The 23,681-nt window shown below is 40.6% G+C and carries 25 protein-coding genes and 1 rRNA gene; 20 read left to right on the forward strand and 6 right to left on the reverse strand.

Features of this window, described 5'->3' with window-relative positions; genetic code table 11:
- Window positions 1–91: 91 nt before the first annotated feature.
- On the reverse strand, window positions 92–316 hold the full coding sequence (locus M3206_RS16830; RefSeq protein WP_251313672.1) for a hypothetical protein: 225 nt from the start codon (window positions 314–316) through the stop codon (window positions 92–94).
- A 143-nt stretch (window positions 317–459) separates the two neighbouring features.
- Between M3206_RS16830 and M3206_RS16835 the strand changes: the two genes are divergently transcribed.
- The 8 genes from M3206_RS16835 to M3206_RS16870 all read left to right on the forward strand — a co-directional run bounded on the left by M3206_RS16835 (window position 460) and on the right by M3206_RS16870 (window position 9,337).
- Window positions 460–651, forward strand: a complete 192-nt coding sequence (locus M3206_RS16835; protein WP_251313673.1) for a gamma-type small acid-soluble spore protein — start codon at window positions 460–462, stop codon at window positions 649–651.
- A gap of 356 nt (window positions 652–1,007) precedes the next feature.
- A complete protein-coding gene (gene ntdP, locus M3206_RS16840; protein ID WP_251313674.1) occupies window positions 1,008–1,535 on the forward strand; it encodes a nucleoside tri-diphosphate phosphatase in 528 nt (175 codons plus the stop codon).
- A 195-nt stretch (window positions 1,536–1,730) separates the two neighbouring features.
- Window positions 1,731–3,473 carry an ABC transporter ATP-binding protein gene (locus M3206_RS16845; protein ID WP_251313675.1) on the forward strand — a complete coding sequence of 581 codons (1,743 nt, stop codon included), beginning with the start codon at window positions 1,731–1,733 and terminating at the stop codon, window positions 3,471–3,473.
- A gap of 213 nt (window positions 3,474–3,686) precedes the next feature.
- Window positions 3,687–4,694 carry an ABC transporter ATP-binding protein gene (locus M3206_RS16850; RefSeq protein WP_251313676.1) on the forward strand — a complete coding sequence of 336 codons (1,008 nt, stop codon included), beginning with the start codon at window positions 3,687–3,689 and terminating at the stop codon, window positions 4,692–4,694.
- Window positions 4,669–5,643, forward strand: coding sequence for an ABC transporter ATP-binding protein (locus M3206_RS16855; protein WP_251313677.1), 975 nt, complete (start codon window positions 4,669–4,671; stop codon window positions 5,641–5,643). Before M3206_RS16850 ends, M3206_RS16855 begins: the two co-directional genes overlap by 26 nt.
- 59 nt (window positions 5,644–5,702) lie before the next feature.
- Window positions 5,703–7,304, forward strand: coding sequence for an ABC transporter substrate-binding protein (locus tag M3206_RS16860; protein ID WP_251313678.1), 1,602 nt, complete (start codon window positions 5,703–5,705; stop codon window positions 7,302–7,304).
- A 101-nt stretch (window positions 7,305–7,405) separates the two neighbouring features.
- Complete coding sequence (locus M3206_RS16865) at window positions 7,406–8,410, forward strand: ABC transporter permease (RefSeq protein WP_251313679.1); 1,005 nt, start codon at window positions 7,406–7,408, stop codon at window positions 8,408–8,410.
- Between the two features lie 12 nt (window positions 8,411–8,422).
- Window positions 8,423–9,337: an ABC transporter permease gene (locus M3206_RS16870; RefSeq protein ID WP_251313680.1), complete on the forward strand. Its 915-nt coding sequence runs from the start codon at window positions 8,423–8,425 to the stop codon at window positions 9,335–9,337.
- A 46-nt stretch (window positions 9,338–9,383) separates the two neighbouring features.
- Here the strand turns inward: M3206_RS16870 and M3206_RS16875 are convergent, their stop codons facing one another.
- From M3206_RS16875 to M3206_RS16885, 3 genes are all read right to left on the reverse strand, one after another.
- Window positions 9,384–10,358, reverse strand: a complete 975-nt coding sequence (locus M3206_RS16875; protein WP_251313681.1) for a nuclease-related domain-containing protein — start codon at window positions 10,356–10,358, stop codon at window positions 9,384–9,386.
- A 333-nt stretch (window positions 10,359–10,691) separates the two neighbouring features.
- On the reverse strand, window positions 10,692–11,762 hold the full coding sequence (locus M3206_RS16880; protein WP_251313682.1) for an FUSC family protein: 1,071 nt from the start codon (window positions 11,760–11,762) through the stop codon (window positions 10,692–10,694).
- A 216-nt stretch (window positions 11,763–11,978) separates the two neighbouring features.
- Window positions 11,979–13,265: a glutamate-1-semialdehyde 2,1-aminomutase gene (locus tag M3206_RS16885; protein WP_251313683.1), complete on the reverse strand. Its 1,287-nt coding sequence runs from the start codon at window positions 13,263–13,265 to the stop codon at window positions 11,979–11,981.
- 395 nt (window positions 13,266–13,660) lie between these two features.
- On the opposite strand from M3206_RS16885, the gene M3206_RS16890 reads away from it, so the two are divergent.
- The 6 genes from M3206_RS16890 to bcp all read left to right on the forward strand — a co-directional run bounded on the left by M3206_RS16890 (window position 13,661) and on the right by bcp (window position 18,146).
- Window positions 13,661–14,677 carry an ABC transporter ATP-binding protein gene (locus M3206_RS16890; protein WP_251313684.1) on the forward strand — a complete coding sequence of 339 codons (1,017 nt, stop codon included), beginning with the start codon at window positions 13,661–13,663 and terminating at the stop codon, window positions 14,675–14,677.
- Window positions 14,670–15,461 carry an ABC transporter permease gene (locus tag M3206_RS16895; protein WP_251313685.1) on the forward strand — a complete coding sequence of 264 codons (792 nt, stop codon included), beginning with the start codon at window positions 14,670–14,672 and terminating at the stop codon, window positions 15,459–15,461. Before M3206_RS16890 ends, M3206_RS16895 begins: the two co-directional genes overlap by 8 nt.
- 4 nt (window positions 15,462–15,465) lie before the next feature.
- Window positions 15,466–16,251, forward strand: a complete 786-nt coding sequence (locus M3206_RS16900) for an ABC transporter permease (RefSeq protein ID WP_251313686.1) — start codon at window positions 15,466–15,468, stop codon at window positions 16,249–16,251.
- A gap of 161 nt (window positions 16,252–16,412) precedes the next feature.
- Window positions 16,413–16,961: an NADPH-dependent FMN reductase gene (locus M3206_RS16905; RefSeq protein ID WP_251313687.1), complete on the forward strand. Its 549-nt coding sequence runs from the start codon at window positions 16,413–16,415 to the stop codon at window positions 16,959–16,961.
- Window positions 16,962–17,192: 231 nt separating this feature from the next.
- Window positions 17,193–17,609, forward strand: a complete 417-nt coding sequence (locus M3206_RS16910; RefSeq protein WP_251313688.1) for a potassium channel family protein — start codon at window positions 17,193–17,195, stop codon at window positions 17,607–17,609.
- A 66-nt stretch (window positions 17,610–17,675) separates the two neighbouring features.
- Window positions 17,676–18,146, forward strand: coding sequence for a thioredoxin-dependent thiol peroxidase (gene bcp, locus M3206_RS16915; RefSeq protein WP_251313689.1), 471 nt, complete (start codon window positions 17,676–17,678; stop codon window positions 18,144–18,146).
- A 26-nt stretch (window positions 18,147–18,172) separates the two neighbouring features.
- On the opposite strand, the gene M3206_RS16920 is transcribed toward bcp, so the two are convergent.
- On the reverse strand, window positions 18,173–18,352 hold the full coding sequence (locus M3206_RS16920) for an H-type small acid-soluble spore protein (RefSeq protein WP_251313690.1): 180 nt from the start codon (window positions 18,350–18,352) through the stop codon (window positions 18,173–18,175).
- A gap of 143 nt (window positions 18,353–18,495) precedes the next feature.
- On the opposite strand from M3206_RS16920, the gene M3206_RS16925 reads away from it, so the two are divergent.
- The 4 genes from M3206_RS16925 (at window position 18,496) to perR (ending at window position 21,938) form a co-directional block, all read left to right on the forward strand.
- Complete coding sequence (locus M3206_RS16925; protein ID WP_251313691.1) at window positions 18,496–19,605, forward strand: aminopeptidase; 1,110 nt, start codon at window positions 18,496–18,498, stop codon at window positions 19,603–19,605.
- A 293-nt stretch (window positions 19,606–19,898) separates the two neighbouring features.
- A complete protein-coding gene (locus M3206_RS16930) occupies window positions 19,899–20,849 on the forward strand; it encodes a D-2-hydroxyacid dehydrogenase (RefSeq protein WP_251313692.1) in 951 nt (316 codons plus the stop codon).
- Between the two features lies 1 nt (window position 20,850).
- Window positions 20,851–21,399, forward strand: a complete 549-nt coding sequence (locus tag M3206_RS16935; RefSeq protein WP_251313693.1) for a cob(I)yrinic acid a,c-diamide adenosyltransferase — start codon at window positions 20,851–20,853, stop codon at window positions 21,397–21,399.
- 107 nt (window positions 21,400–21,506) lie between these two features.
- Complete coding sequence (gene perR / locus M3206_RS16940; protein WP_251313694.1) at window positions 21,507–21,938, forward strand: peroxide-responsive transcriptional repressor PerR; 432 nt, start codon at window positions 21,507–21,509, stop codon at window positions 21,936–21,938.
- Window positions 21,939–21,975: 37 nt separating this feature from the next.
- Here the strand turns inward: perR and M3206_RS16945 are convergent, their stop codons facing one another.
- A complete protein-coding gene (locus M3206_RS16945; RefSeq protein WP_251313695.1) occupies window positions 21,976–22,341 on the reverse strand; it encodes a YgzB family protein in 366 nt (121 codons plus the stop codon).
- A gap of 120 nt (window positions 22,342–22,461) precedes the next feature.
- Between M3206_RS16945 and M3206_RS16950 the strand changes: the two genes are divergently transcribed.
- Both M3206_RS16950 and M3206_RS16955 read left to right on the forward strand, forming a co-directional pair.
- Window positions 22,462–23,328 (forward strand): nucleotidyltransferase-like protein, encoded by an 867-nt coding sequence (locus M3206_RS16950; RefSeq protein ID WP_251313696.1) that lies wholly within the window; start codon window positions 22,462–22,464, stop codon window positions 23,326–23,328.
- Between the two features lie 263 nt (window positions 23,329–23,591).
- A 16S ribosomal RNA gene (locus M3206_RS16955) occupies window positions 23,592–23,681 on the forward strand; the annotation flags it as partial.

Genomic DNA, 23,681 nt, shown 5'->3' on the forward strand with positions numbered 1-23,681 from the left:
GCGCGCGTTCGCTCGCCGAGATAAATGAGCGTTCGCCAAAAAAAACACGCGTCAATAAAATAATCCCCAGCACGCTGGGGATCCACCTCATTTAATCATATTTAACTTCTGTCCCGTGTGTATAATCTGCTTCGCCGCGTTTTAAGCCGCCGCGTGCTTCTATCTCCTTGATAATTTCTCTGTGGATGGTCGTGCCTTCTTCGTTTAAATAGGGAGTCATCTGCTGCAGAGAGTGGTGAAAATAAGCAAGTTCTTCGTCTTTCCATTCCTTTTTGCTGGTCATACTAAGTTCGGTCATATCTCTTCCTACATACATTCGTTTTCAACCTCCTTAATTCATGCAATCATTCATTTATCCCCCAATTTTTTCTCTTTTAATACTGGAAATATCTAATAATAAAAAAACCTTATAAAACCCGGTTACTCCGGGTAAATTATATTTCGTGGAGGTGAAAAAACATGGACAAACAACAAAGACAACAACAACAACAACAAGCGTCTAAAACAAACGCTCAACAAGTTCGTCAACAAAACCAACAGTCTCAAGCTGGTCAATCTTATGGAACTGAATTTGCTAGCGAAACTAACGCTCAACAAGTTCGTCAGCAAAACCAACAGTCTCAACAAAAAAAGAACCAACAACAACAATAACCTCTATCCAAAAATGCTCCCTATCACTAGGGGGCATTTTTTGGTTGTTCTAAAAACCCGCACGTTTCCTATACATAACCGCTGGGAATACTAATAAAGCGGAATTATTATAAAAAAGGCGTTTATTTTAAAAAAACCGGGACAAGTACATTTCCAAACTATTCTTAAAACGATATAATAAAGTAGAGAAAAAAACGTGTTATGTAAGAAAGAAATTGAACGGGAATTAAAAAACAAACGTAGAACGAGGTTTAAACATGGAGCTGGTGAATTACCGACAAATGGTTTAAGAAAGGAGAGTCAGCAACTCAATAGGTAACATTAGCTTCCGGAACTCGGGCAGAAAGGAGAGAGAGATGAGTTTTCCTGCAACCGGAAGTATAATCAATATTCAAAGCTACAAACATAATGGCTACCTCCACCGTAACTGGGAGGATACTGTCATTTTAAAAGGGACTCCCAGTCAGGTAATCTGCGGTAACGACCGAATCTTGGTTACCGAATCAGACGGCCGACAATGGCGAACAAGGGAGCCTGCTATATGCTATTTTAATTCTAAGCAGTGGTTTAACGTGATCGGCATGATAAGAGAAGATGGTATTTATTATTATTGCAACCTTGGCTCCCCTTTTATGTGGGACAAGGAGGCTTTGAAGTATATTGATTATGATTTAGATATTAAAGTATTTCCAGATGGAACTTATATCTTATTAGATGAAGATGAATATGAACTTCATAAAAGAATGATGAGGTATCCGAGTCAGCTCGACGCGATCATTCAAAAAAATCTTCAAGAATTAATTATGATGGTTACACAGAAAAAGGGGCCGTTCGAACCTGGATTTGTGGAACAATGGTATGAAAGATATTTAGAATTTCGTTAAAAAGGAAAGCCTGTTGAGTAGTCAGCAGGTTATCCTTTTTTACTCATAGCGAGAATAACTTGGCAGCAGCCAAGTTTTCTTTTTTTCTAAAATTGAAACGGAAGGGAGTTCCTATCAAGATAATGGGGAAGCCTCTTTCATAAAAATACAGCGTTTGAAAAAACAGTCTGATGAATACAGAATGGTGTGATAGGCATGGATAGTATTAAGCGCTATTTGGCATTTGTTAAGCCCTATAAATGGCAGATTTTCTGGACAATTTTAATTGGTCTTGCCAAATTCGGTATACCTTTATTGACTCCGCTCATCCTCAAATATGTGTTGGACGATATTATTCAGACTTCCTTGCCGTTTGATGAAAAGATGAATAAGCTCTATTGGCTGATGGGTGGAGCTGCTGTTATATTTGTTGTTCTTCGGCCGCCGATCGAATATTGGAGACAATTTTACGCACAGTGGGTAGGAAGTAAGATTTTATATGATATTCGCGATAAGATGTTCGATCATATTCAGCGCTTAAGTCTTCGTTTTTATTCGAATAACAAATCTGGGGAAATCATTTCCAGAGTCATTCATGATGTGGAACAGACGAAGACATTTGTGATCACAGGTCTCATGAATGTATGGCTGGATATGGCAACGATTATTATTGCTGTAGCCATCATGTTTTCTATGGATGTTTGGTTGACGATCGTCGCCTTATCGATGCTGCCGGTCTATGCGTTTTCGGTGAAATTCTTCTATGCGCGTCTCCGTCAGCTGACGAAAGACCGATCACAGGCACTTGCTGAAGTACAGGGGCACCTGCATGAAAGGGTTCAAGGAATGTCTGTGATCAGGAGCTTTGCGCTAGAAGATCATGAGCAAGTTCAGTTTGATAAGCGTAACGCCAAATTTTTAAATAAAGCAATCGATCATACAAAGTGGAATGCAAAAACATTCTCTGTAGTTAATACAGTGACTGATGTCGCTCCACTCCTTGTAATCGGATTCGCGGCTTATCAAGCCATTAGTGGTAACATCACAATTGGTGCCTTAGTCGCTTTTGTCGCTTACATGGACAGGCTTTACAACCCATTAAGACGACTTGTGAATTCATCGACTACCCTAACGCAATCCATTGCATCTATGGACAGAATGTTTGAATTTTTGGATGAAAAGTATGATATCGAGGATTTGCCTAAAGCAAAAACGTTAGAACATGTAAAAGGGGCACTGGATTTTGAGAATGTATCGTTTACCTACAACGAGGACGAAACAGATGTGCTTCATAACGTTACGTTATCGGTCAAACCGGGTGAAACCATTGCTTTGGTCGGAATGAGCGGGGGAGGAAAGTCATCATTAATTAGTCTGATTCCGCGGTTTTATGATGTAACAGAGGGAAGTATCAAACTTGATGGAACGGATATACGTGAATTTAAAGTGAGGTCTTTACGCGATAAAATCGGAATGGTTCTTCAGGATAATATTTTGTTCAGCGAGTCAGTACGTGCGAATATCCTCATGGGGAATCCTGAGGCTTCAGAGGAAGAGATGATTTCAGCTGCAAAAGCTGCAAATGCACATGATTTTATTATGAATTTGCCGCAAGGATACGATACGAAAATAGGGGAACGCGGCGTTAAGCTTTCTGGTGGACAGAAGCAGCGAGTTGCCATCTCAAGGGTATTTTTGAAAAACCCTCCGATTCTTATTTTAGACGAAGCAACCTCCGCACTCGATCTTGAAAGTGAACATTTGATCCAAGAAGCACTAGAGAAGCTTGCGAAGGACCGGACCACTTTTATCGTGGCACACCGGTTGTCTACGATCACTCATGCTGACCGCATTATTGTGATTGATAAAGGAAGGATCGCTGAAATAGGCAATCATAAAGAATTAATGGAAAAACAAGGACCGTATTATGATTTATTTACGGTTCAACAATTGAATTAGAGTGAAAAAAGATCGGCTTATGCCGGTCTTTTTTTTGTAATCTTTTATGAAATTAATGCAATAAAGTTAAGTCTTTATGCCTACATCGGTAGGAGTAATTGTCGATAATTCTGAAAATTAATTATTGTCAAAATGTCAGAGTAGTGTCATAATTCACAACAGAGAAGTAATATTCTAGGAAATTTGACAGCTTAGAGAAAGGAGTGAGATCTCATGGGGAATCCAGTCTTAGAAGTTAAGAATTTAAAGACTTCTTTCCTGACAGAGGATGACGCAATTCCAGCAGTAGATGGTGTTGATTTTCATATTAATCCTGGCGAAGTATTAGGAATTGTTGGTGAATCTGGCTGTGGCAAGAGCGTAACATCACTTTCTGTCATGGGCTTAGTACCTACCCCGCCTGGGAAAATTGAAGGGGAGATCCTCTTTAAAGGTGAAAATCTTGCTTCAGCACCAGAAAAAAGGATGCGTCAAATTAGAGGCAACGAGATCGGAATGATTTTTCAGGAGCCGATGACAAGCTTAAATCCGGTTATCACGATCGGTGACCAGCTCATTGAATCATTGCGCATACATAGAAAATGGTCTAAAAAAGAAGCATGGAAAAAAGCGATCGAAATGCTAAAGCTTGTTGGATTGCCAAGAGCCGAAGAGCTTGTAAAAGAGTATCCGCATCAATTATCAGGAGGGATGCGTCAGCGTGTCATGATCGCGATGGCCATGATCTGTGATCCGAAACTTCTAATCGCGGACGAGCCTACAACAGCTCTTGATGTAACGATTCAAGCCCAAATTTTAGACTTAATGAAGCGATTAAATAAAGAAACAGATACTGCTATTATGATGATCACTCATGATCTTGGTGTAGTTGCTGAAATGTGTGAACGTGTCGTTGTTATGTATGCTGGAAAAGTAGTGGAAGAGGGCGATGTGAAAACTATTTTCCAAAACCCTCAGCATCCATACACGATTGGACTGATCAAGTCCGTCCCAGATATGAGGGAGAAGGTTGGCCGACTTTATTCCATTCCTGGGAATGTTCCGAAGCCTGGTTCCATTAAAACAGGCTGTTCATTTGCGCCACGGTGCGAGCATGCAGGAACAAGATGTATCTCTGAAACTCCGCATCTCAAAACTCAAGAAGGAAGCCATCAAGTTAGATGCTGGCTTTATGAGGAGAAAGGAGTGAACCTGCATGAGTCAGACACAGCCATTGGTTGAAGTAGAGAATCTTAAGATGCATTTTCCGATCAAAGGCGGAGTGCTCGGCAAAAAAGTCGGTGAAGTAAAGGCAGTAGATGGGGTTTCTTTTTTCATCAAAAAAGGAGAAACACTTGGACTCGTAGGGGAGAGCGGTTGCGGTAAATCTACAACTGGACGGATGCTTTTACGGCTATTGGAACCTACTGAAGGGAAAATTTACTTCGAAGGCGAAGATATCACAAAACTCTCTACAAACGAGATGAGAAAGAAGCGCCGAGAAATGCAGATGGTGTTTCAGGATCCTTTCGCTTCCCTCAATCCGCGTCATACGGTTGAAAAAATTTTAGAAGAACCTTTGATCGTTCATGGTGTGAAAGATAAGGCGGAGCGAAAAAGAAGGGTGAAAGAACTGCTTGAAGTCGTAGGGCTCAGCAGCTGGCATGCAAAACGATATCCTCACCAATTTTCAGGAGGACAGCGCCAACGGATAGGGATTGCGAGAGCTCTTGCGGTTAATCCGAAGCTGATCATAGCGGACGAGCCAGTTTCTGCATTGGATGTTTCCATCCAATCACAGGTGCTGAATTTGATGCAGGATCTGCAAAAGGAATTTGATCTAACCTACTTGTTCATCGCACATGATCTTGGAGTTGTACGCCATATCAGTGACCGCGTTGGGGTTATGTATCTGGGGCAAATCGTAGAACTTTCAGATAGTGAAATGCTTTATGATGACCCGAAACACCCATATACACAGGCACTGTTATCTGCTGTTCCGATTCCAGATGTTGAACATCAAAAGGATCGCGTCATCCTTCAAGGAGATGTGCCGAGTCCTTCAAATCCGCCAGCAGGCTGTCCATTTCATACGAGATGCCCGGCGGCGATGGAACATTGTGGTTCAGTAAAACCTGTTTTAAAAGAAGTTGATGAAGGCCACTACGTTGCCTGCCATTTATACGAATAAAAGGTAAGCGCGTACATATAAAAAAAGGCACTATTAAAATGAGAACTGGGGGAAAGAAGATGAAGAAAAGTTTATTAACTTTATTTGCTTTAATGCTTGCTTTATCTCTTGCTTTAGCAGGATGTTCATCAGGCAATGACAGCAGCAAAGGTGGAGACGATGGTAAAGTTGATCCGAACAACGTCTTGATCTATGGCCGCGGTGGGGATGCAGTTGCGCTTGATCCAGCAGTTGTTACAGACGGTGAATCTTTTATCGTTACAGAACAAATCTATGAGCCGTTAGTAAACTACGGAAAAGATAACACAGATATCGTTCCTGGTCTTGCAAAAGAGTGGGACATTTCAGAAGATGGCTTAACGTATACTTTCACACTTGAAGAAGGCGTTAAGTTCCATGATGGCGAGAAGTTCAACGCTGATGCAGTTGTTAAAAACTTCGAGCGTTGGGCAAAGAGTAAAGATGAAGAGAAATTCTACTACTACAAATCTATGTTTGGTGGATTTGAAGGAGACGAAGGCCACGTAATTGAAAGCGTGAAAGCTGATGGAGAGTACAAGGTTGTATTCAAACTTAAACGTCCTCAAGCTCCGTTCTTAAAGAACATTGCGATGAGCCCATTTGCGATTGCAAGCCCTAAATCTTTCGATGGCGACAAGCTAAGCAAAGAACCAGTTGGGACAGGTGCTTTCAAATTCAAGAGCTGGAAGCCAAATGACACGATCGTTCTTGAAAAGAACACAGACTACTGGGTAAAAGATCTTCCAAAGCTTGATGGTGTAACATTTAAAGTAATCAAAGATAACTCATCTCGTTTAAATGCATTAACAAAAGGCGAAATCGATTTAATGGATGGTCTAAACCCATCTGATATGAAGAAAGTTACGGACAACAACAAACTTCAATTATTCGAACGTCCTTCTATGAACGTTGGTTACCTAGGGTTTAACACTGAAATAGCGCCATTTGATAAAAAAGAAGTACGTCAGGCGATCAGCCACTTGATCGATAAGCAAGCGATCATTGATAACTTCTTCGAAGGAACTGCAGAACCGGCTAAAAACCCTATGCCTCCTTCAATCAATGGATATAATGACAGCATTCAAGACCGTGAATTTGACGAAGCAAAAGCGAAAGAACTTTTAGCGAAAGCTGGTCTTCCAGATGGATTCAAGATGGACCTTTGGGCAATGCCTGTAGCACGTCCATATATGCCAAACGGACAAAAAGTAGCGGAAGCAATCCAAGCAAACCTTGCTAAAGTTGGCATCGAAGCTAACATCGTAACGTTTGAGTGGGGTACGTACCTTGAAAAGACACGTAATGGTGAAGCGCCAGTGTTCATGTTAGGTTGGACTGGTGACAATGGAGATGCTGATAACTTCCTTTACGCATTGCTTGATAAAGACAACATTGGTTCTAACAATTATTCTCGTTACAAGAACGAAGAAGTTCATAAACTATTGCTAGAAGCGCAATCTAATCCTAATGAAGATGAGCGTGCTGAACTTTACCAGAAAGCACAAGCCATCATTCATGAAGATGCTCCATGGGTACCGCTTGTCCACTCTAAGCCTCAATTAGCTGGAGCTAGCAAAATTAAAGGATTTGTTCCGCATCCTACTGGATCTCAATCCTTTGTGGATACATCTTTCGAATAAGGTATGGCGGGGAGTATGGACTTATATCCTGCTCCCCCTTTTTTTGCACTGCACCCTGTAATACTACTTAATTTGTAATCTTTCCAGAAAGAGGTGACCATATGTTTGCCTATACAATCAGACGGTTAGCTACTCTTGTCCCTGTTTTGTTGGGGATGACATTTATCGTATTTATGATGATTCGTGCTATACCCGGGAATCCTGCACAGCTTATATTAGGGCAACAGGCGACACAAGATGCAATTGAAGCATTAACAAAACGACTTGGTTTAGATCAGCCATGGTACACACAATTTTTTGCCTATATAAAAGGTCTTTTCGCTGGAGATTTAGGTGTTTCATTAAAAACAAACGTTCCGATCTCTGAAGAAATCTGGCCATATTTAGCCGCAACGATGGAATTGGCACTTGTCGCAATGGTCATTGCGATCGTAGTCGGTGTAAATGCTGGTATCATCTCAGCCTGGTTCCAAAATTCCTGGTTTGATTATTGTGCGATGGTGCTCGCATTAGTTGGGGTATCCATGCCTATTTTCTGGCTTGGTTTGATGGAACAATATGTGTTCTCTATACAGCTGGATTGGTTGCCTACAACCGGCCGTGATAACATTCGTGTACCGGTTGACCCAATAACGAACTTATATTTAATCGATACCTTGATTCAAGGCAGAATGGATCAATTTGTGGAAGTCATCCGCCACCTGATTTTACCGGGAGTTGCACTAGCAACGATACCAATGGCCATTATCGCTAGAATGACTCGTTCAAGTATGCTTGAAGTAATGCGTTCTGATTACATCCGTACGGCCCGTGCTAAAGGGATGAAAATGTTTTGGGTTGTATACAAACATTCCTTGAAAAATGCCATGATTCCTGTAGTAACCGTTATCGGTTTGCAGACAGGACTTCTATTAGGCGGTGCGATCTTAACAGAGACCATCTTCGGGTGGCCAGGAATTGGAACATATATTTATGACGCGATATCGTTCCGTGATTATCCTGTTATCCAGTCAGGTATTCTTGTTGTCGCTACCATATTTGTACTCATTAATTTACTCGTTGATCTGCTGTATGCAGCGATCGATCCGAGAATTAAATTTAAGTAGGAGGATGAAAGCATGTCAGAACAACTAGCCAGATCAACGCCTCCAGTAGTACCGCAACATACGCCTGCACCAGTTGAAGACAAAGTAATTTCTCCTTGGAAGGATGCTTGGAGAAGTTTTAAAAAGAATAAGATTGCTCTTGTTGGTCTATCAATTGTATCGTTTTTTATTTTACTTGCGATATTTGCGGACCTATTAGCTCCTTATGGTTATAAAGAGGTCAATCTATCAGACAAGCACATCGCTCCATCAGCTGAACACTGGTTCGGAACAGACGAGTTTGGCCGTGATATTCTTAGCCGTGTCATCCACGGTGCTCGTATCTCTCTATGGGTAGGTTTCTTCTCGGTAGCCGGCTCTGTTATCGTAGGTTCATTGCTGGGTATCGTTGCAGGTTACTACGGAAGGTGGGTGGATGGTATCATCTCGCGTATATTTGATATCCTGCTTGCGTTCCCGAGTATCTTGCTTGCGATCGCTGTTGTATCTGTACTTGGACCATCTTTAAAGAACGCATTGATTGCGATTGCGATCATCAATGTTCCAACGTTTGGACGTTTATTGCGTTCAAGGGTGCTTAGTGTAAAAGAAGAAGAATACATCACAGCAGCACGGGCGATTGGTATGAGTGATATCCGTATTCTCGTTCATCACATCCTGCCGAACAGTTTAGCTCCGATCATCGTTCAAGGAACACTAGCTATCGCAACAGCGATCATTGAAGCGGCAGCTCTTGGATTCTTAGGGATGGGTGCTCAACCGCCGACGCCAGAATGGGGTAAAATGCTTGCGGATTCGAAGGACTTTATCATCCAAGCACCATGGACGGTATTGTTCCCAGGTCTTGCGATCATGTTGACAGTACTTGGGTTCAACCTAATGGGTGACGGTCTTCGTGATGCACTCGATCCGCGTATGAAGAGCTAATAAGGAAGATATAAAAGGGGGCTTGGTTGATGCCAAGCTTCTTTTTTTAATGCTCTCTTTCTAGTAGAGGATCGAGGTGGTAATGACGAGAGCGATTCGTTCCAGATGCAGGCAGATTTAAAGACCGTAAAAGGTGATAGGCTTGACTGCTTGATGATAAATTTAAATAGTAGGCACACTCATGATTGGTAATTGTTTTTGAGAATAAGAGGGCATAATCTTGCAGTGCCTCAATATGTGCAGTCTTTGAAGAAGTACGGCAAGTATTGCAATGCCACTTCCCCCAGTCATATCTCATAATGGAGTGAGAGCACTTAGGACAAAACACCCCTTTGGCGAGTTCATTCTTTTTTACTTGAAAGAGTTCGCAAATATCAGGATCATATGAAGAGGATAATTTAATTAATAATCTTATTAATTTCTTAATTTGTTTTTGTGTAAGAATGGGCGTGGGATATTTTCGAGCAAGGCTTTCAAATTTTTGTTGAAGACCTGAACTTTTAATTACTTTTTCTTTAGCTTCCTTATAGGTGGGAGAGGATTCAACAATAGCAGAAGGGTGAGTCATTACGACAAGAGTTTCAATGGGAATTGTAGGCATTTTATTCTTTTCAAGAACCCTAGATAGATGATATTTTTGACGATTGACCTGATCGATGGGGTTTGCGAATCCTTCTTCTTTCCCATCATAAGTTCTAATGAATTGAAAGAACTGATCTTCAAATAGCAGATGGCCAGCCATGTATTTAATTTCGAGAATGGTAATGAAACTAGGAGTTATAAGCAAGGTGTCCATTTGAAAATAATGCTTATCGTCTTGAATACGGAGACCATGAAGAAAGTGAGTTTCCTTTGGCAAATAACGATAAAAATATTCGAGAGATTGTTCACCTTTAAAGCCAGAAGAATGATTTCGAAGTTGTACTTGGAATTCTTCTTTCCTAAAGTGATTGGGAGGGATTCTCCTAACTAATTTTGATAATTTCGTAATAAAAATGGGTGTTTTCCTTTGCCTTTTCAATAGGTAGCCTCCTCAGTATTTTTTGACACTGTTAGGATCCTATTTTCCCGCTTTATACCGTTTGAAGCAAAGAGCAAAATTCTTATTTTTGCCACTGAAAGTAGTTGAATCCACAAATTACACCTATGAATCCACGAAATTTCAGGCTCAATCCACGAGTTTTATCCCTGAATCCAAAAATTTTTAGCTTTTATCCACGAGTTTACATTTCTCGACAAGAATCGACGACAACCTTGCCATATTCCACTCAAACTTTTGCCTGAACCCACCAACCAAAGCCAACCAAACCCCCAAAAAAACCAGCCCCACTAAGGGCTGGTCTCCACTTATTTATCAATCTTCAAACCGTTGATCCAACTGAACTTCACTATCATCCTGATGGTAGTTTTTAAAGCTTTCTACCAATGTGTTCAGGTGTTTGAGCTGGTCACTGTAATCGATGATCAATGCGAATACAGGGAACAGTTCGATCCATTCTTCGTGATCAGGGCTTTTGTAATAGCTCATGATACAATTCATAAGCGCCTTCTTGCTGATCTCGTCGTCCATGTCGAGTGTGTGCTGCGCTCTGATTTTATCTGTATATTTCAGCAGCATCTGTTCGTGGAAGTTCGTCAACCCATCGAGTTTCAGCTGAATCAATTCCTGAAGCGGTTCAGGCATGTTATATAATTCGTTCTCATGCCGGTGCAGGCTCTTCAGCAGCTCCAGTGCTTTGTTGGTCGTCTGAATCATCTGTCTGTAGAGTACAAGCTTCCGTGTTTTTGAATATTTGTTTGACCTCAAGTAGGTTCGTTCTTCTTTATATAATAAATAGTATTGATCCATCTTGAAGCGGTTTTCTTTTAGATGATTCAAATCTTCCTTAATCGCATTGTGTTCTGATGCGTGTCTTGTAATCATGCGGATCCATTTAATAATTTCATCGGTGTGACCGGAGATTTTATAATACAATTTTGTTTCGTATTTAGGTGGCATGAATACCAGGTTTACCAAGAAGGCGGAAAGAACGCCCAGCATGATAAGCAAGAAACGGTCCACTGCAAAACCAATAAAGTTTTCTGAATGACTCTCCATGATCACAATTACCGTTACGATGGATAACGGAATGGTTTTTTCAATTTTCATCTTTAAGTTGGCTGCGATAACAAGTACAACTACAAATCCAATCACAAACGGGTTATTACCTAGCAAAATAACAAAAATAATTGCAAAAATAGCACCTACCAGATTACCTTGCATCTGTTCTAAGATCGTTTGATACGACCTGTAGATAGAAGGTTGTATCGCGAATGTAGCAGCAATAGCCGCATAAACCGGCTGATCGAGTTGAAACAACATCGCCAGGTAGATCGATAATGATATGGCTAAACCCGTTTTTATCATTCGGGCTCCTAATTTCATAGCTACGATAATTCCTTTCTCATAAAAAATGTTAATAATCTCAAACACTATAAACTGTTTTTTTAGTTTAATCAAGTCAGAATGTGTTAATAAATTGTGAAAAAAAAACAGACTTACATACCCTATGAAAAGGGATCGTTAGTTATTACTTGTTTTCCCCTAAAACAAAAAAAGAATCCGCATGGATGCGGATTCTTTTAAATCGAACGATCATTCTTAAAGTCTGCTAAATGCTTTTCCAGCTGCTTCAATGGTTGCCATCACATCTTCTTCTGTATGAGCTGTTGTTAAGAACATCGCTTCATATTTGGATGGAGCAAGGTTGATGCCCTCGTTAAGCATGTGTTTAAAATATCTTCCGAAGATCTCTCCGTCAGTGGCTTCAGCTTGCTCATAATTCACGATCTTTTCATCTGTAAAGTAAAGAGTCAATGCACCTTTTAAACGGTTGGTGCTCACGGAAACGTTATGTTTTGCAGCTTGTTCCAGCAATCCTTTTTCGAGGATAGCCCCTAATCGGTCCATCTCCTCATAAACGCCTTCTTCCTTCAACACTTCTAGGCAAGCAATCCCAGCAGAGATGGAAGCAGGGTTTCCAGCCATCGTTCCTGCTTGATAAGCGGGTCCGAGTGGAGCTACCTTTTCCATGATTTCTTTGTTGCCGCCGTAAGCACCGATCGGAAGTCCGCCGCCGATGATCTTACCAAGTGATGTCATATCAGGCTTCACACCTAGTAGATCTTGTGCACCACCATACATAAAGCGGAAAGCTGTAATTACTTCATCGTAAATCACAAGAGCACCATGCTCGTGAGTAATGTCATTAACCGCTTGTAAAAAGCCCTCTTTCGGTTCAACGATTCCGAAGTTTCCAACGATCGGTTCTACAAGAACAGCAGCGATCTGGTCGCCCCATCGTTCCATAGCAGCACGATATGCGTCCACATCGTTAAAAGGAACCGTGATCACTTCTTGTGCGATGCTTTTTGGAACACCTGCAGAATCCGGTGTACCGAGTGTGGAAGGACCAGATCCGGCAGCAACGAGCACCAAATCAGAATGGCCGTGGTAGCAGCCTGCGAATTTGATGATCTTATCGCGTCCCGTATAAGCACGGGCAACACGGATCGTTGTCATCACGGCTTCTGTTCCAGAGTTTACAAACCGGACTTTATCCATCGCCGGCATGGCTTCTTTCAGCATTTTTGCAAATTTAACTTCAAGTGCAGTAGGTGTCCCATAAAGAACACCGTTTTCAGCAGCCTTAACGATGGCTTTCGTAATATGCGGGTGAGCGTGTCCCGTAATAATAGGGCCATAGGCAGCAAGATAATCAATATAGCGATTGCCGTCCTCATCCCAAAAATAAGCACCTTCAGCGCGTTCCATGAAAACCGGTGCGCCGCCTCCAACTGCTTTAAACGAACGAGAAGGGCTGTTCACACCTCCGACAATATGTAAGAGAGCTTCTTCATAAAGAGCTTCCGAGCGAGAGTGGTTCATATATAAATTCCTCCTAAAAAACTAATAAACCTTGAATACAACTAGTATTGTAGCATGAAAAGCTTAGAGAGACAGAACTGGAAAACTGTACCGTACATTCTCAACTATTTGAGTTTTAGAAGATGGATAGGATACACTATCCAAGTGATTAGTTTCTCTAAAGGAAACTCTAAATTTTGCTGTGCAAAATTACAAACCTTAATAATAGATCACTTATTAAAAGGCTTCTAAAAAGGATGCATGTACTTCCTTGTCATTGTGATGGAGTGTAAGGTGCGCACGCCCCCTCGGAGAGCGAGTACTTCTAACAGAAATCAATTATTTTCAAGGGGTACAGGTGGATCCAGAACAGCCCTTTTATTAATTCGTTTATTTTCATTTGGAGGCTTCATTATATGGAGAATATTATAGATGTTCAGAATCTGAAAAAAGAGTTTAAGTCTTTTTCGAGCAGGCAAGGTTTGAAGGGAGCATTTCGTGACCTTTTCACACGAAATTACACCATAAAAACCGCAGTCGACGATATTTCTTTTTCTATTAAAAGGGGAGAAATGGTCGGATATATAGGTGAAAACGGAGCAGGTAAGTCTACTTCTATCAAAATGCTTACCGGCATCTTAACACCTACTGAAGGAAAGATTGTTATAAACGGCATGAATCCGCATAAAGAGCGGGAGAAGTTCGTAAAGACGATCGGGGTTGTTTTCGGTCAGCGTTCCCAGTTGTGGTGGGATATCGCCGTTCAGGAATCATTTAGGTTGTTAAAGAAAATTTACAATGTACCTGATCAGCAGTATGAAGAACATATGAAAGATGTGATAGAGACACTCGACATCGGACCGCTTCTTGATAAGCCAGTCCGAAAGCTGTCACTTGGTCAAAGAATGAGATGTGAATTGGCGGCAGCTCTAATTCATAACCCTCCGTTGTTGTTTTTAGATGAACCAACAATCGGTCTTGATGTTCTTGTAAAACTAAAAATTCGTGAGTTCTTAAAGCGTATCAATGAAAAGCATGGAACGACTATTCTTTTAACAACACATGACCTTTCCGATATCGAAGCTCTTTGTGAGCGTGTAGTTATGCTGGATGAAGGAAAGATCATTTATGATGGTCCGTTAAAAGAGCTTCGTGAAAACTGGGCAGAAGGGAAACAGATTCAGTTCCAGTTTAGCGAAAAAGCAACAATAGAAGAATTGCAGCACTTAACAAAAGATCACCTAGTCGTCTGGGAGCAAGGGGAGAGTGACCAGATTTGGATCGCTTCAGTCGATAGTGATGAAACGGTAATATCAGGGGTTATCGGAAAAGTGACAGCTGTTAAAAAGATTGCAGATTTAAAGATTTTGGAGATCTCGATAGAAGAAATCATCAGAAACATCTATGTAGAAGGTGCTGTGCGCCATGGGTAAGTATTTAGAGATGATCCGCATCCGTTTTTTAATGATGCTTGCTTATCGAACGAACTATTACAGCGGAATATTAATCTACAGCATCAACATTGGTGCTTATTACTTTTTGTGGAGTGCAATCTATGGCGGCAAGGAAAGCATTCAAGACTTGTCGATCACACAAATGACCACTTATATTGCTGTTGCTTGGATGGCAAGAGCGTTCTATTTTAATAACATCGACCGTGAGATCGCGATGGAAATTAAAGAAGGAAAAGTCGCGATCGAGATGGTTCGTCCATATCCTTATTTGAATATGAAGATGATGCAGGGGCTAGGTGAAGGGATATTCAGGTTATTGTTCTTTTCGGTTCCTGGTATGGTTATCGTGGCGCTTGTTTTCCCAGTTGAGTTATCGGCCAATGCTGGGACTTGGATTTACTTTTTTATTTCGATCATATTCAGTTTTATCATTAACACACAAATCAATCTGCTCGCCGGCATCGCAACGTTCTTTTTATTTAACAACGATGGACTAATACGGGCGAAGCGTGTTGTGATCGATCTTTTCTCAGGGCTGATCCTGCCGCTTAGTTTTTATCCGGTGTGGGCGCAGAATATTATGGGTTATCTTCCGTTCCAGGGGATCAGTTACATTCCGAGCATGATTTTTACCGAAGGTTTTAAAGGCTCTCAAGTGTTTGAAGCTTTAATTAATCAGGCGCTTTGGTCAGTTATCTTAATTATCCCTGTATACGTGCTCTGGATTTTAGCGAAGCGTCAGCTCGTGGTTCAAGGGGGGTAATCAGATGAAATATTTATCGGTCTTTTTTCAATATGCAGGGCAATATTTGAAGACTCGGTTAACATACCGAGCAGATATGGTTGTTGAGATTTTTTCTGATTTTCTATTTCAGGCAGTGAATCTCGTTTTCATCCTAGTTGTTTTTGGACATACTACTCTTCTAGCTGGGTGGAGCAAGGACGAGATGATCTTTATTTATGGATTCTTTCTTGTGCCGTTTGCGATATTTTCTTCCTTCTTTAACATTTGGGATTTTACAGATCGTTATATTGTAAAAGGGGAGATGGACCGTATCCTGACGAGACCTGTTCACAGTCTGTTTCAGATCGTGCTCGAGCGAATGGAGCTAGAATCATTATTCGGTGCAGTGACAGGATTGATCGTTATGTTTTATGCAGGCAGTAAGCTAGGCCTTGAGATCAGCTGGTTCGATCCGTTCATCTTTATGCTCCTTGTTATTGGCGGGGCGCTCGTATATGCGGGTATCTTTATCAGCCTTGCGACGATTGGTTTTTGGTCCGATTCACGTACAGATATCATGCCTATGATGTATAACATCGGGAACTATGGACGGTATCCTGTTGATATCTATAATAAAATCATTAAATACGTGCTGACATGGATTCTGCCCTTTGCATTTGTCGGGGTATATCCTGCTTCTTACTTTTTAAAAAGAGAAGAATGGTATACGTATGCCTTCTTAACACCTGTTGTCGGACTCATATTCTTCTTGATCGCCATAACCTTGTGGAATGTCGGTGTAACCAAGTATAGAGGGGCAGGGAACTAAACTCCACCAAAATAGGAAGGAAAAGGAACTAATCATTTTGTGAAATACCTGACTAAAGTCGGATTTTATTCGTTTGGATTCTTTTTATTTAATAAACCAGGTGAAATTTTAGTAATATAGGAACATACCAAACTTGAACATTGCAGAAATGGGGGATATATATGAAGATCATGGTTATAGCAGGAAGCCCAACAGCAGAATCCAGAACACGTGGTATAGCTCAATTTGCAGCTGAAGAACTAAGAAAAATGAACGTAGAAGTTTTATATTTCGATGTGGGAATTGACCGGCTTCCGTTGTTTACAGGGGACGCATCGTCTGCTGAAAATGAAACTGTAAAAAAACTTTCGAAATATGCTGAGGAAGCTGATGGGTTCTTTGTAACAAGTCCTGAATACCACAGCGGTATAAGCGGTGCATTAAAAAATGCACTTGATTTCTTAGGCGGCAAGCATTTTAAAAATAAACCTTCTGCAATAGCAGTTGCAGCAGGCGGAGGAAAAGGCGGAATTAATGCTTTAGCTAACCTTCGTACTGTATTACGTGGAATCTACAGCTTAGTGATTCCCGATCAATATGTAGCCGATCCGGTTAACTTTGATGAAGGAAACGTACTAGTAGACGAAATGGCACAGACACGTGTACGTGAACTAGCAACACAGCTTAAAGAATTAACAGAGCTTGTCTCTGCAAATAAAGCAAAGAATTAATCACAGAAAGCAGCTTGCATGATTGAACGCGGGCTGTTTTTGTTTTGAAAGTAGTTGAGTTCCGCTTCAGATGCTCGCTTTCCATGGGGTGAACGGTGAGCCTCATGCTGCTACGCGCAAAATTCATTAGTGATATTCAAAATTGTCCTTTTACTAGAAATCAACCCTTTTCATTAAGAAGGCTGTCCTACTCACCTTTATCTTTTCATAAGATAAATTGAGGTGGAGGAAATGGGACATGGCGTTTTAGTCGTTTTATTAATAGCGAGCTCTACGATTATTATGCGCAGCATCTATATGTTATTTAAACATCCCGGGATAAAAGAGCATTTGATGCCTGCGAGTCATCTGCTTATATTATTCATTGTTTATGGAACGATTATTTCGGGTTTCGGCATGATCTATGCCTTATTGTCTATCATGGGTTTCCCGGTTTTAAAACTGGAGCTGGCACAGAGTGATTTCTTATCATTTATTGAAGCATGCATTTATTTCAGCAGTACGACGATTCTTTCCGTTGGTTACGGTGATATTGTTCCAGTCGGTGCAGGGAGGTGGATTGCATCTTTTCAGGCACTAATCGGCTATTTACTTCCGATTGCATTTGTTCTCTCATCCGTTATCCACTATGAACGAACGGCAAAATAGTTGTTGAAGTGGCAATGAATAGGCTACCCTTAATATAGAGAGATTAAATCTGAGGAGGCTTATTCAATGACTGCAGAAACAGGAACAAAAGCACCTGATTTTAAATTGCCTGCGAGTAATGGAGAGGAGATTCAGCTTTCTGACTTTAAAGGCAAGAATGTCGTTTTGTATTTTTACCCGAAAGATATGACGCCAGGCTGTACGACTCAGGCATGTGACTTTAGAGATAGGCATAAAGACTTCGAGGAGCAGGATACCGTTATCGTCGGGGTAAGTCCAGATCCTTTAGCACGCCACGATAAATTTATCGAGAAATACGGTCTGCCGTTCTTGCTGGTTGCTGATGAGGATCACAAAGCTGCAGAATTATATGGGGTTTGGAAGCTTAAGAAGAATTTTGGTAAAGAGTACATGGGAATTGAGAGATCCACTTTTATCATTGACAAAGAAGGAATCATTCAAAAAGAATATCGAAAAGTAAAGGTAAAGGATCACGTACAAGATGCACTTACCTATATAAAAGAACATTTATCATAAGAAAAAGCCCTGAATCCGGGGCTTTTTTAACTTTCATGCAATTCGTTCACAGGGATGTCCATCTCATTATCGGGTTGCTGTCGCGTATAAGCCCTTGCTGTTTGTTTACTCTCATCAACGGATTGAAGCCAGACAGGAGTTCCGTTATGTAAAACCTCGATCTCTTTTTCAGATTCAATGATTTGCTGAGCACGTGATATATTCATTGTTATCACCTCCACGACATTTATTATGTAGCTCATCAATTGATCCTATGCCTTCATTGATAAAAATTAGGCAGGATTGCATACCCATGATAAAATAGAATTGTGTGAATTTTATAACGGATAAATGTATGGGGGACTACATAATGAGAGATGAACGATTAACAACATTAGCAAAAACCTTGTTAACGCACTCACTTAAACTAGAAAAAGGACAAAAAGTGTTGATCACTTCTTTTATTGCAGGTAAACCTTTAGTGAAAGAGCTTGTAAAAGAAACGTATAACATGGGGGCCTATCCATATGTACAGCTTGTAGACGAAGAAATTTCCCGAGTCCTATTAAAAGGATCTTCTAAGGAACATACTGAACCGCAAGTGAAATGGGATCTTGAGAGAATGGAAGACGTAGATGCCTACATCTCTATTCAATGTAAAAATAATGACTCAGAATTTGCTGATATCCCAAGTGATATCTTCCAAATGAAAGCTGAATTGAATAAGCCTGTCCAAAACTTGATTATCAACGATCGTCAATGGGTACTGTTGAACTATCCAACAACAGGTCTGGCTCAAATGGCAAAAATGAGTCTTGAGAAATTTACTGATTTTGTCCTCGATGTATGTAACGTTGATTATAAAGCGATGGCAGAAGCACAAAAGCCTCTACATGCATTAATGGAGCAGACAGATAAAGTACGCATCACAGGACCAGGAACAGATCTAACATTTTCGATTAAAGGCATTCCAGCAGTCATGTGTGCTGGTGAAAATAACATTCCTGATGGGGAAGTATTTACAGCGCCCGTCAAAGATAGCGTAAATGGGAAAATCACATACAACACGCCTTGTCCTTACCATGGAACAACATTTAATAATGTCAGCTTAACCTTTAAAGACGGAAAGATTGTTGAAGCCACTTCAGACAATACTGAGAAATTGAACGAGATCTTTAATACAGACGAGGGCGCTCGTTATGTTGGTGAGTTTGCGATCGGTGTAAATCCCTTGATCCAGCATCCGATGGGTGACATTCTATTCGATGAAAAGATCGGCGGAAGTATTCACTTTACACCAGGAAGAGCTTATCAAGACGCTTTTAATGGAAATGAATCAGGCATCCACTGGGATATGGTTCTCATTCAGCGTCCAGAGTACGGCGGGGGCGAAATCTATTTTGATGATGTTTTAATTCGTAAAGATGGATTATTCGTTCTGCCTGAATTACAAGGGTTGAATCCTGAAAACCTGAAGTAACCAATGTGAAATAATGAGTGGAATGCGGGATGCCCTTTCCCGCTTTTTCTAATTTACTAATAAAAAGTCTATTTTTACAACTGTTGCTGTTGAAGTGATTTCCTCTCCAGATGCTCGCTTTCCGCAGGGCGTGCGGTGAATCCCCCTAGGCAATGAATGCCTGCCGTGGTCTCACCTGTCCCGCTGATCGGCAGGGGTCTCACATCTTCTACTTTAATCATCTACGCAGGAGCACTTTTCAAAGCGACAGTCTTTTCATATGGAACTAATAACAAAAAGAAGGTGTTTTTTATATGATACTTTCAAGCGGACGATTAAGAGATGAAATCAAAGAGGAGCTAAAAGTACGATTTCCTGATGAGGAGTTTCGTTTTTACAACAAGATGAAAGAAGCTGTCCAAGATCTGGATCAAGCTGAAGTGCTTATTACGTATGGGGAAGACCTTACAGAAGACCTCATCCAAAAGGCAAAATCATTAAAATGGATTATGGTGATCTCTGCAGGACTGGATAAGATGCCTTTTAAAGCACTTGAAGATAAAGACATCCTCGTTACGAACGCAAGAGGGATACATAAGACCCCGATGGCAGAGTATACAATCTCTATGATGCTGCAGATATCTAGAAACGCAAAAGAATTAATGAACAATCAAAAACAATATAAGTGGACCCGAAAAGTACCGATGACTGAAATCTCTGGTCAAACGATCGGGGTATTAGGAGCAGGAGCAATTGGTTCAGAAGTAGCAAGACTTGCGAAGGCATTTAATATGAAAACGATTGGATTTAATAGAAGCGGCAGACCCGTAGAGCACTTTGATGAAATAGTGGATCAAGAAGGGATTTATAAGTTGTATGAAGAAAGTGATTTTATTGTAAATGTACTTCCTTCAACACCTTTAACAAAAGGATTCATTGGGGCAAAAGCTTTTGAACGAATGAAACCGTCTGCTGTTCTCATCAATATTGGCCGAGGCACAACGGTTGTTGAGAGTGAACTTATTGAAGCGCTTCGCGAAAAGAAAATCTATCATGCCGCTCTGGATGTGTTTGAAAAAGAACCCCTACCTGAAGAAAGTCCATTATGGGAAATGGAGAACGTGACTGTTACACCGCACCTGTCAGGTATCTCTCCGCAATACCAGGACAGAGCCATTGAGATTTTCAGCGATAATCTTAAATTGTTTCGAAGTAACAAGCTTTCAGATATGATCAATATCATTCCATATGATCGGGGGTATTAATATGAAGATTTACACAAAAACTGGGGATAAGGGAACAACCTCTTTAATCTTTGGTGAAAGAGTATCGAAAAATGATATCAGAGTTGAAGCATATGGCACATGTGATGAAGCGAACAGTATGATTGGGCTTGGAATCAGTCATCTTCCTGATGAAGATTGGGCAAAGCAAGCAGCTGGAGTTATGCATAAAGTTCAAACAGTTCTTTTTCACGTTGGTGCAGAGCTTGCGACACCTGCCGGTAAAGAAGTCTCCTGGAAGCTGAAAGAAGAGGATATTCATTTTCTTGAGGAAACGATCGATAAGTGGCAGGAAGGATTAAAACCTTTGAAACAGTTCATATTGCCAGGAGGGTCTCCTTCTGCAAGTGCTCTACATACAGCAAGAACGATTGCAAGACGGGCGGAGCGCCTAGCTGTAGGAGTAGAAGATGTGAATCCTCGAGTTTTATCTTATCTAAATCGTTTATCGGACTTTTTATTTGTTGCTGCACGCTATGTAAATGAAAAAATGAAGATAAATGAACCTGTACTACACGAAGATTTATCGTAAAGAGTACGCGTTTTGTATACTTCAATTGACAAAACCTGTAGTAAAGCAGTAGACTAATTATAACGATTATAAAGTAATAATTCTTAAAGAAATGGGGTGCATGACGGATGTCTAGTGCGAAGATTAATGCTGCAATTGACAATTTAAAAGAAGCGGGTGTACGTATTACTCCACAGCGTCATGCTATCTTAGAGCATCTTATTGAATCGATGTCCCATCCAACTGCTGATGAGATCTACAAGGCACTGGAAGGGAAGTTTCCTAATATGAGTGTTGCTACCGTCTATAACAATCTCCGTGTATTTAAAGAAGCTGGCCTTGTAAAAGAACTGACTTATGGAGATTCATCTAGCCGGTTTGATTGTGTGACGACCGACCACTACCATATCATCTGTGATTCTTGCGGAAAAATTGTAGATTTTCATTATCCAGGCTTAGATGAAGTAGAAAGTCTTGCTGAGTCGGTGACAGGCTTTGAAGTTGGCCGCCACCGGATGGAGATTTACGGTATCTGCCCAGAATGCAAAAGAAAACATTAAATGAAAAAAAGCTGACTTCCATAACGGAATGTCAGCTTTATCTATTTTCTTTACGCATGTGGCGTTTAGAATTATACTTCTCATCAAACTCTATGCCTTCAAGACCTTTATCCATCGTAAGTGGCTGATTACAGGACATACATGCATCAACTCGGCCAAGGACTTTTGTGACTTTTCCACACTCTGGACAAACAACTTGTACTGCCTGAGTTGAAATCATTCCTATCCAAAAGTAAACACCAGCACTAGCGATCGTTGCTATAAATCCAATAACCATAAAAATAGACATAACGACAAAACTTGTCTTGAAAAACAGGCCGGCATACATGATGATTATACCAATAAACACAAGGCTTAAGGCAAACGTACGAATTTTATTAATCTTGCTCGTATACTTTATCATACCTGTCCCTCCTACGTTCATTAGTATAACATAGGAACTCTAAAGAAAAGAAAAAGGATTTCACTATTTGATGTTGAAAGATAACACACAGGATTTTGTTAATATGGGAGATGACCTTTAATGGACGATATTTTACGGCCTCTATATCAGGAAAGAGCTAGCAACGAAAATACATTAGGTGTTTTAGATGTTGAGAAGACAAAAACATTTAGCCCAGGTACTGATCACTTTGACAGTGTTCTTCTTATAATAGTAAAAGAATTTGATCAGCCATGGATGATCAAACATTATGAGTACCAATCCGGTTCAGCAGCTCTGCATGTTGTAACGGAAGAGCTATTGAATTCGTGGCTCATGCTAGGTACAAATAAAAGAGCGGTCGACTGGGTAATGAATGGAAAAGTACTATTTAACCGAAATGAATACATAACAAGGTTAAGGGACAGACTTCATGAATTTCCGGCAGAGGAACGAACACATAAGATCGGTCTCGAGTTTGCCAAGCTCTTAAGACGTTACAATGACGGAAAGGAATTATTCCACTCTGGGCAATATCTTGATGCTTTCAATAACATCATGCATGCTCTTCATCATTTAGCTCGTCTTTCTGTTATTGAGCATGGTTATTATCCGGAGGTAACCGTTTGGAATCAAGTAAAGATGATTCAACCTGAGATTTTCAAGCTTTATGAAGAGCTTGTAACAGGTGAAGAATCAATCGATAAAAGAATTGAACTTCTATTGCTCGCTTCAGAGTTTTCACTTTCATCTAAAACAAAACTAGGAGCAAACCATTTACTAAGCATCCTTAAACAAAAAGACGAATGGGCTTATCATGAGTTAATGGAGCATAGTGAAGTACAGGATTATGCGATCGACCTTCCGATGCTTCTTACCCATCTAAAAGATAAGGGATATATCAAGACGGTTAAGCGGGAAACGAAAAGCAAAAATCTATACCATCGTTATTATGCGATAAAAGAATAAACTTTTTTACGAAAAGGTGTTGACCTGTTAGTGAGTATCGTGCTATATTATTTCTTGTCGCTGCGACACGCAGAAACATTGTTGCAGTTGGGAAACACGATAAAAAAACAGGTTGACATCTTATTTTTGAGATGTTATCCTAATAAAGTCGCCAAAACGAGCGACAAGCTTTAAACAAACAAGTTCTTTGAAAACTGAACAAAAGCAAAGGTAAGGAATTAGAATTAATTCCGTCAGTAAGAAATTAGAGCAAGTCAAACACTTTTATGGAGAGTTTGATCCTGGCTCAGGATGAACGCTGGCGGCGTGCCTAATACATGCAAGTCGAGCGAATGACGAGGAGCTTGCTCCTC

The organism is Fictibacillus phosphorivorans (assembly GCF_023715845.1).
Taxonomy (GTDB): domain Bacteria; phylum Bacillota; class Bacilli; order Bacillales; family Fictibacillaceae; genus Fictibacillus; species Fictibacillus phosphorivorans_D.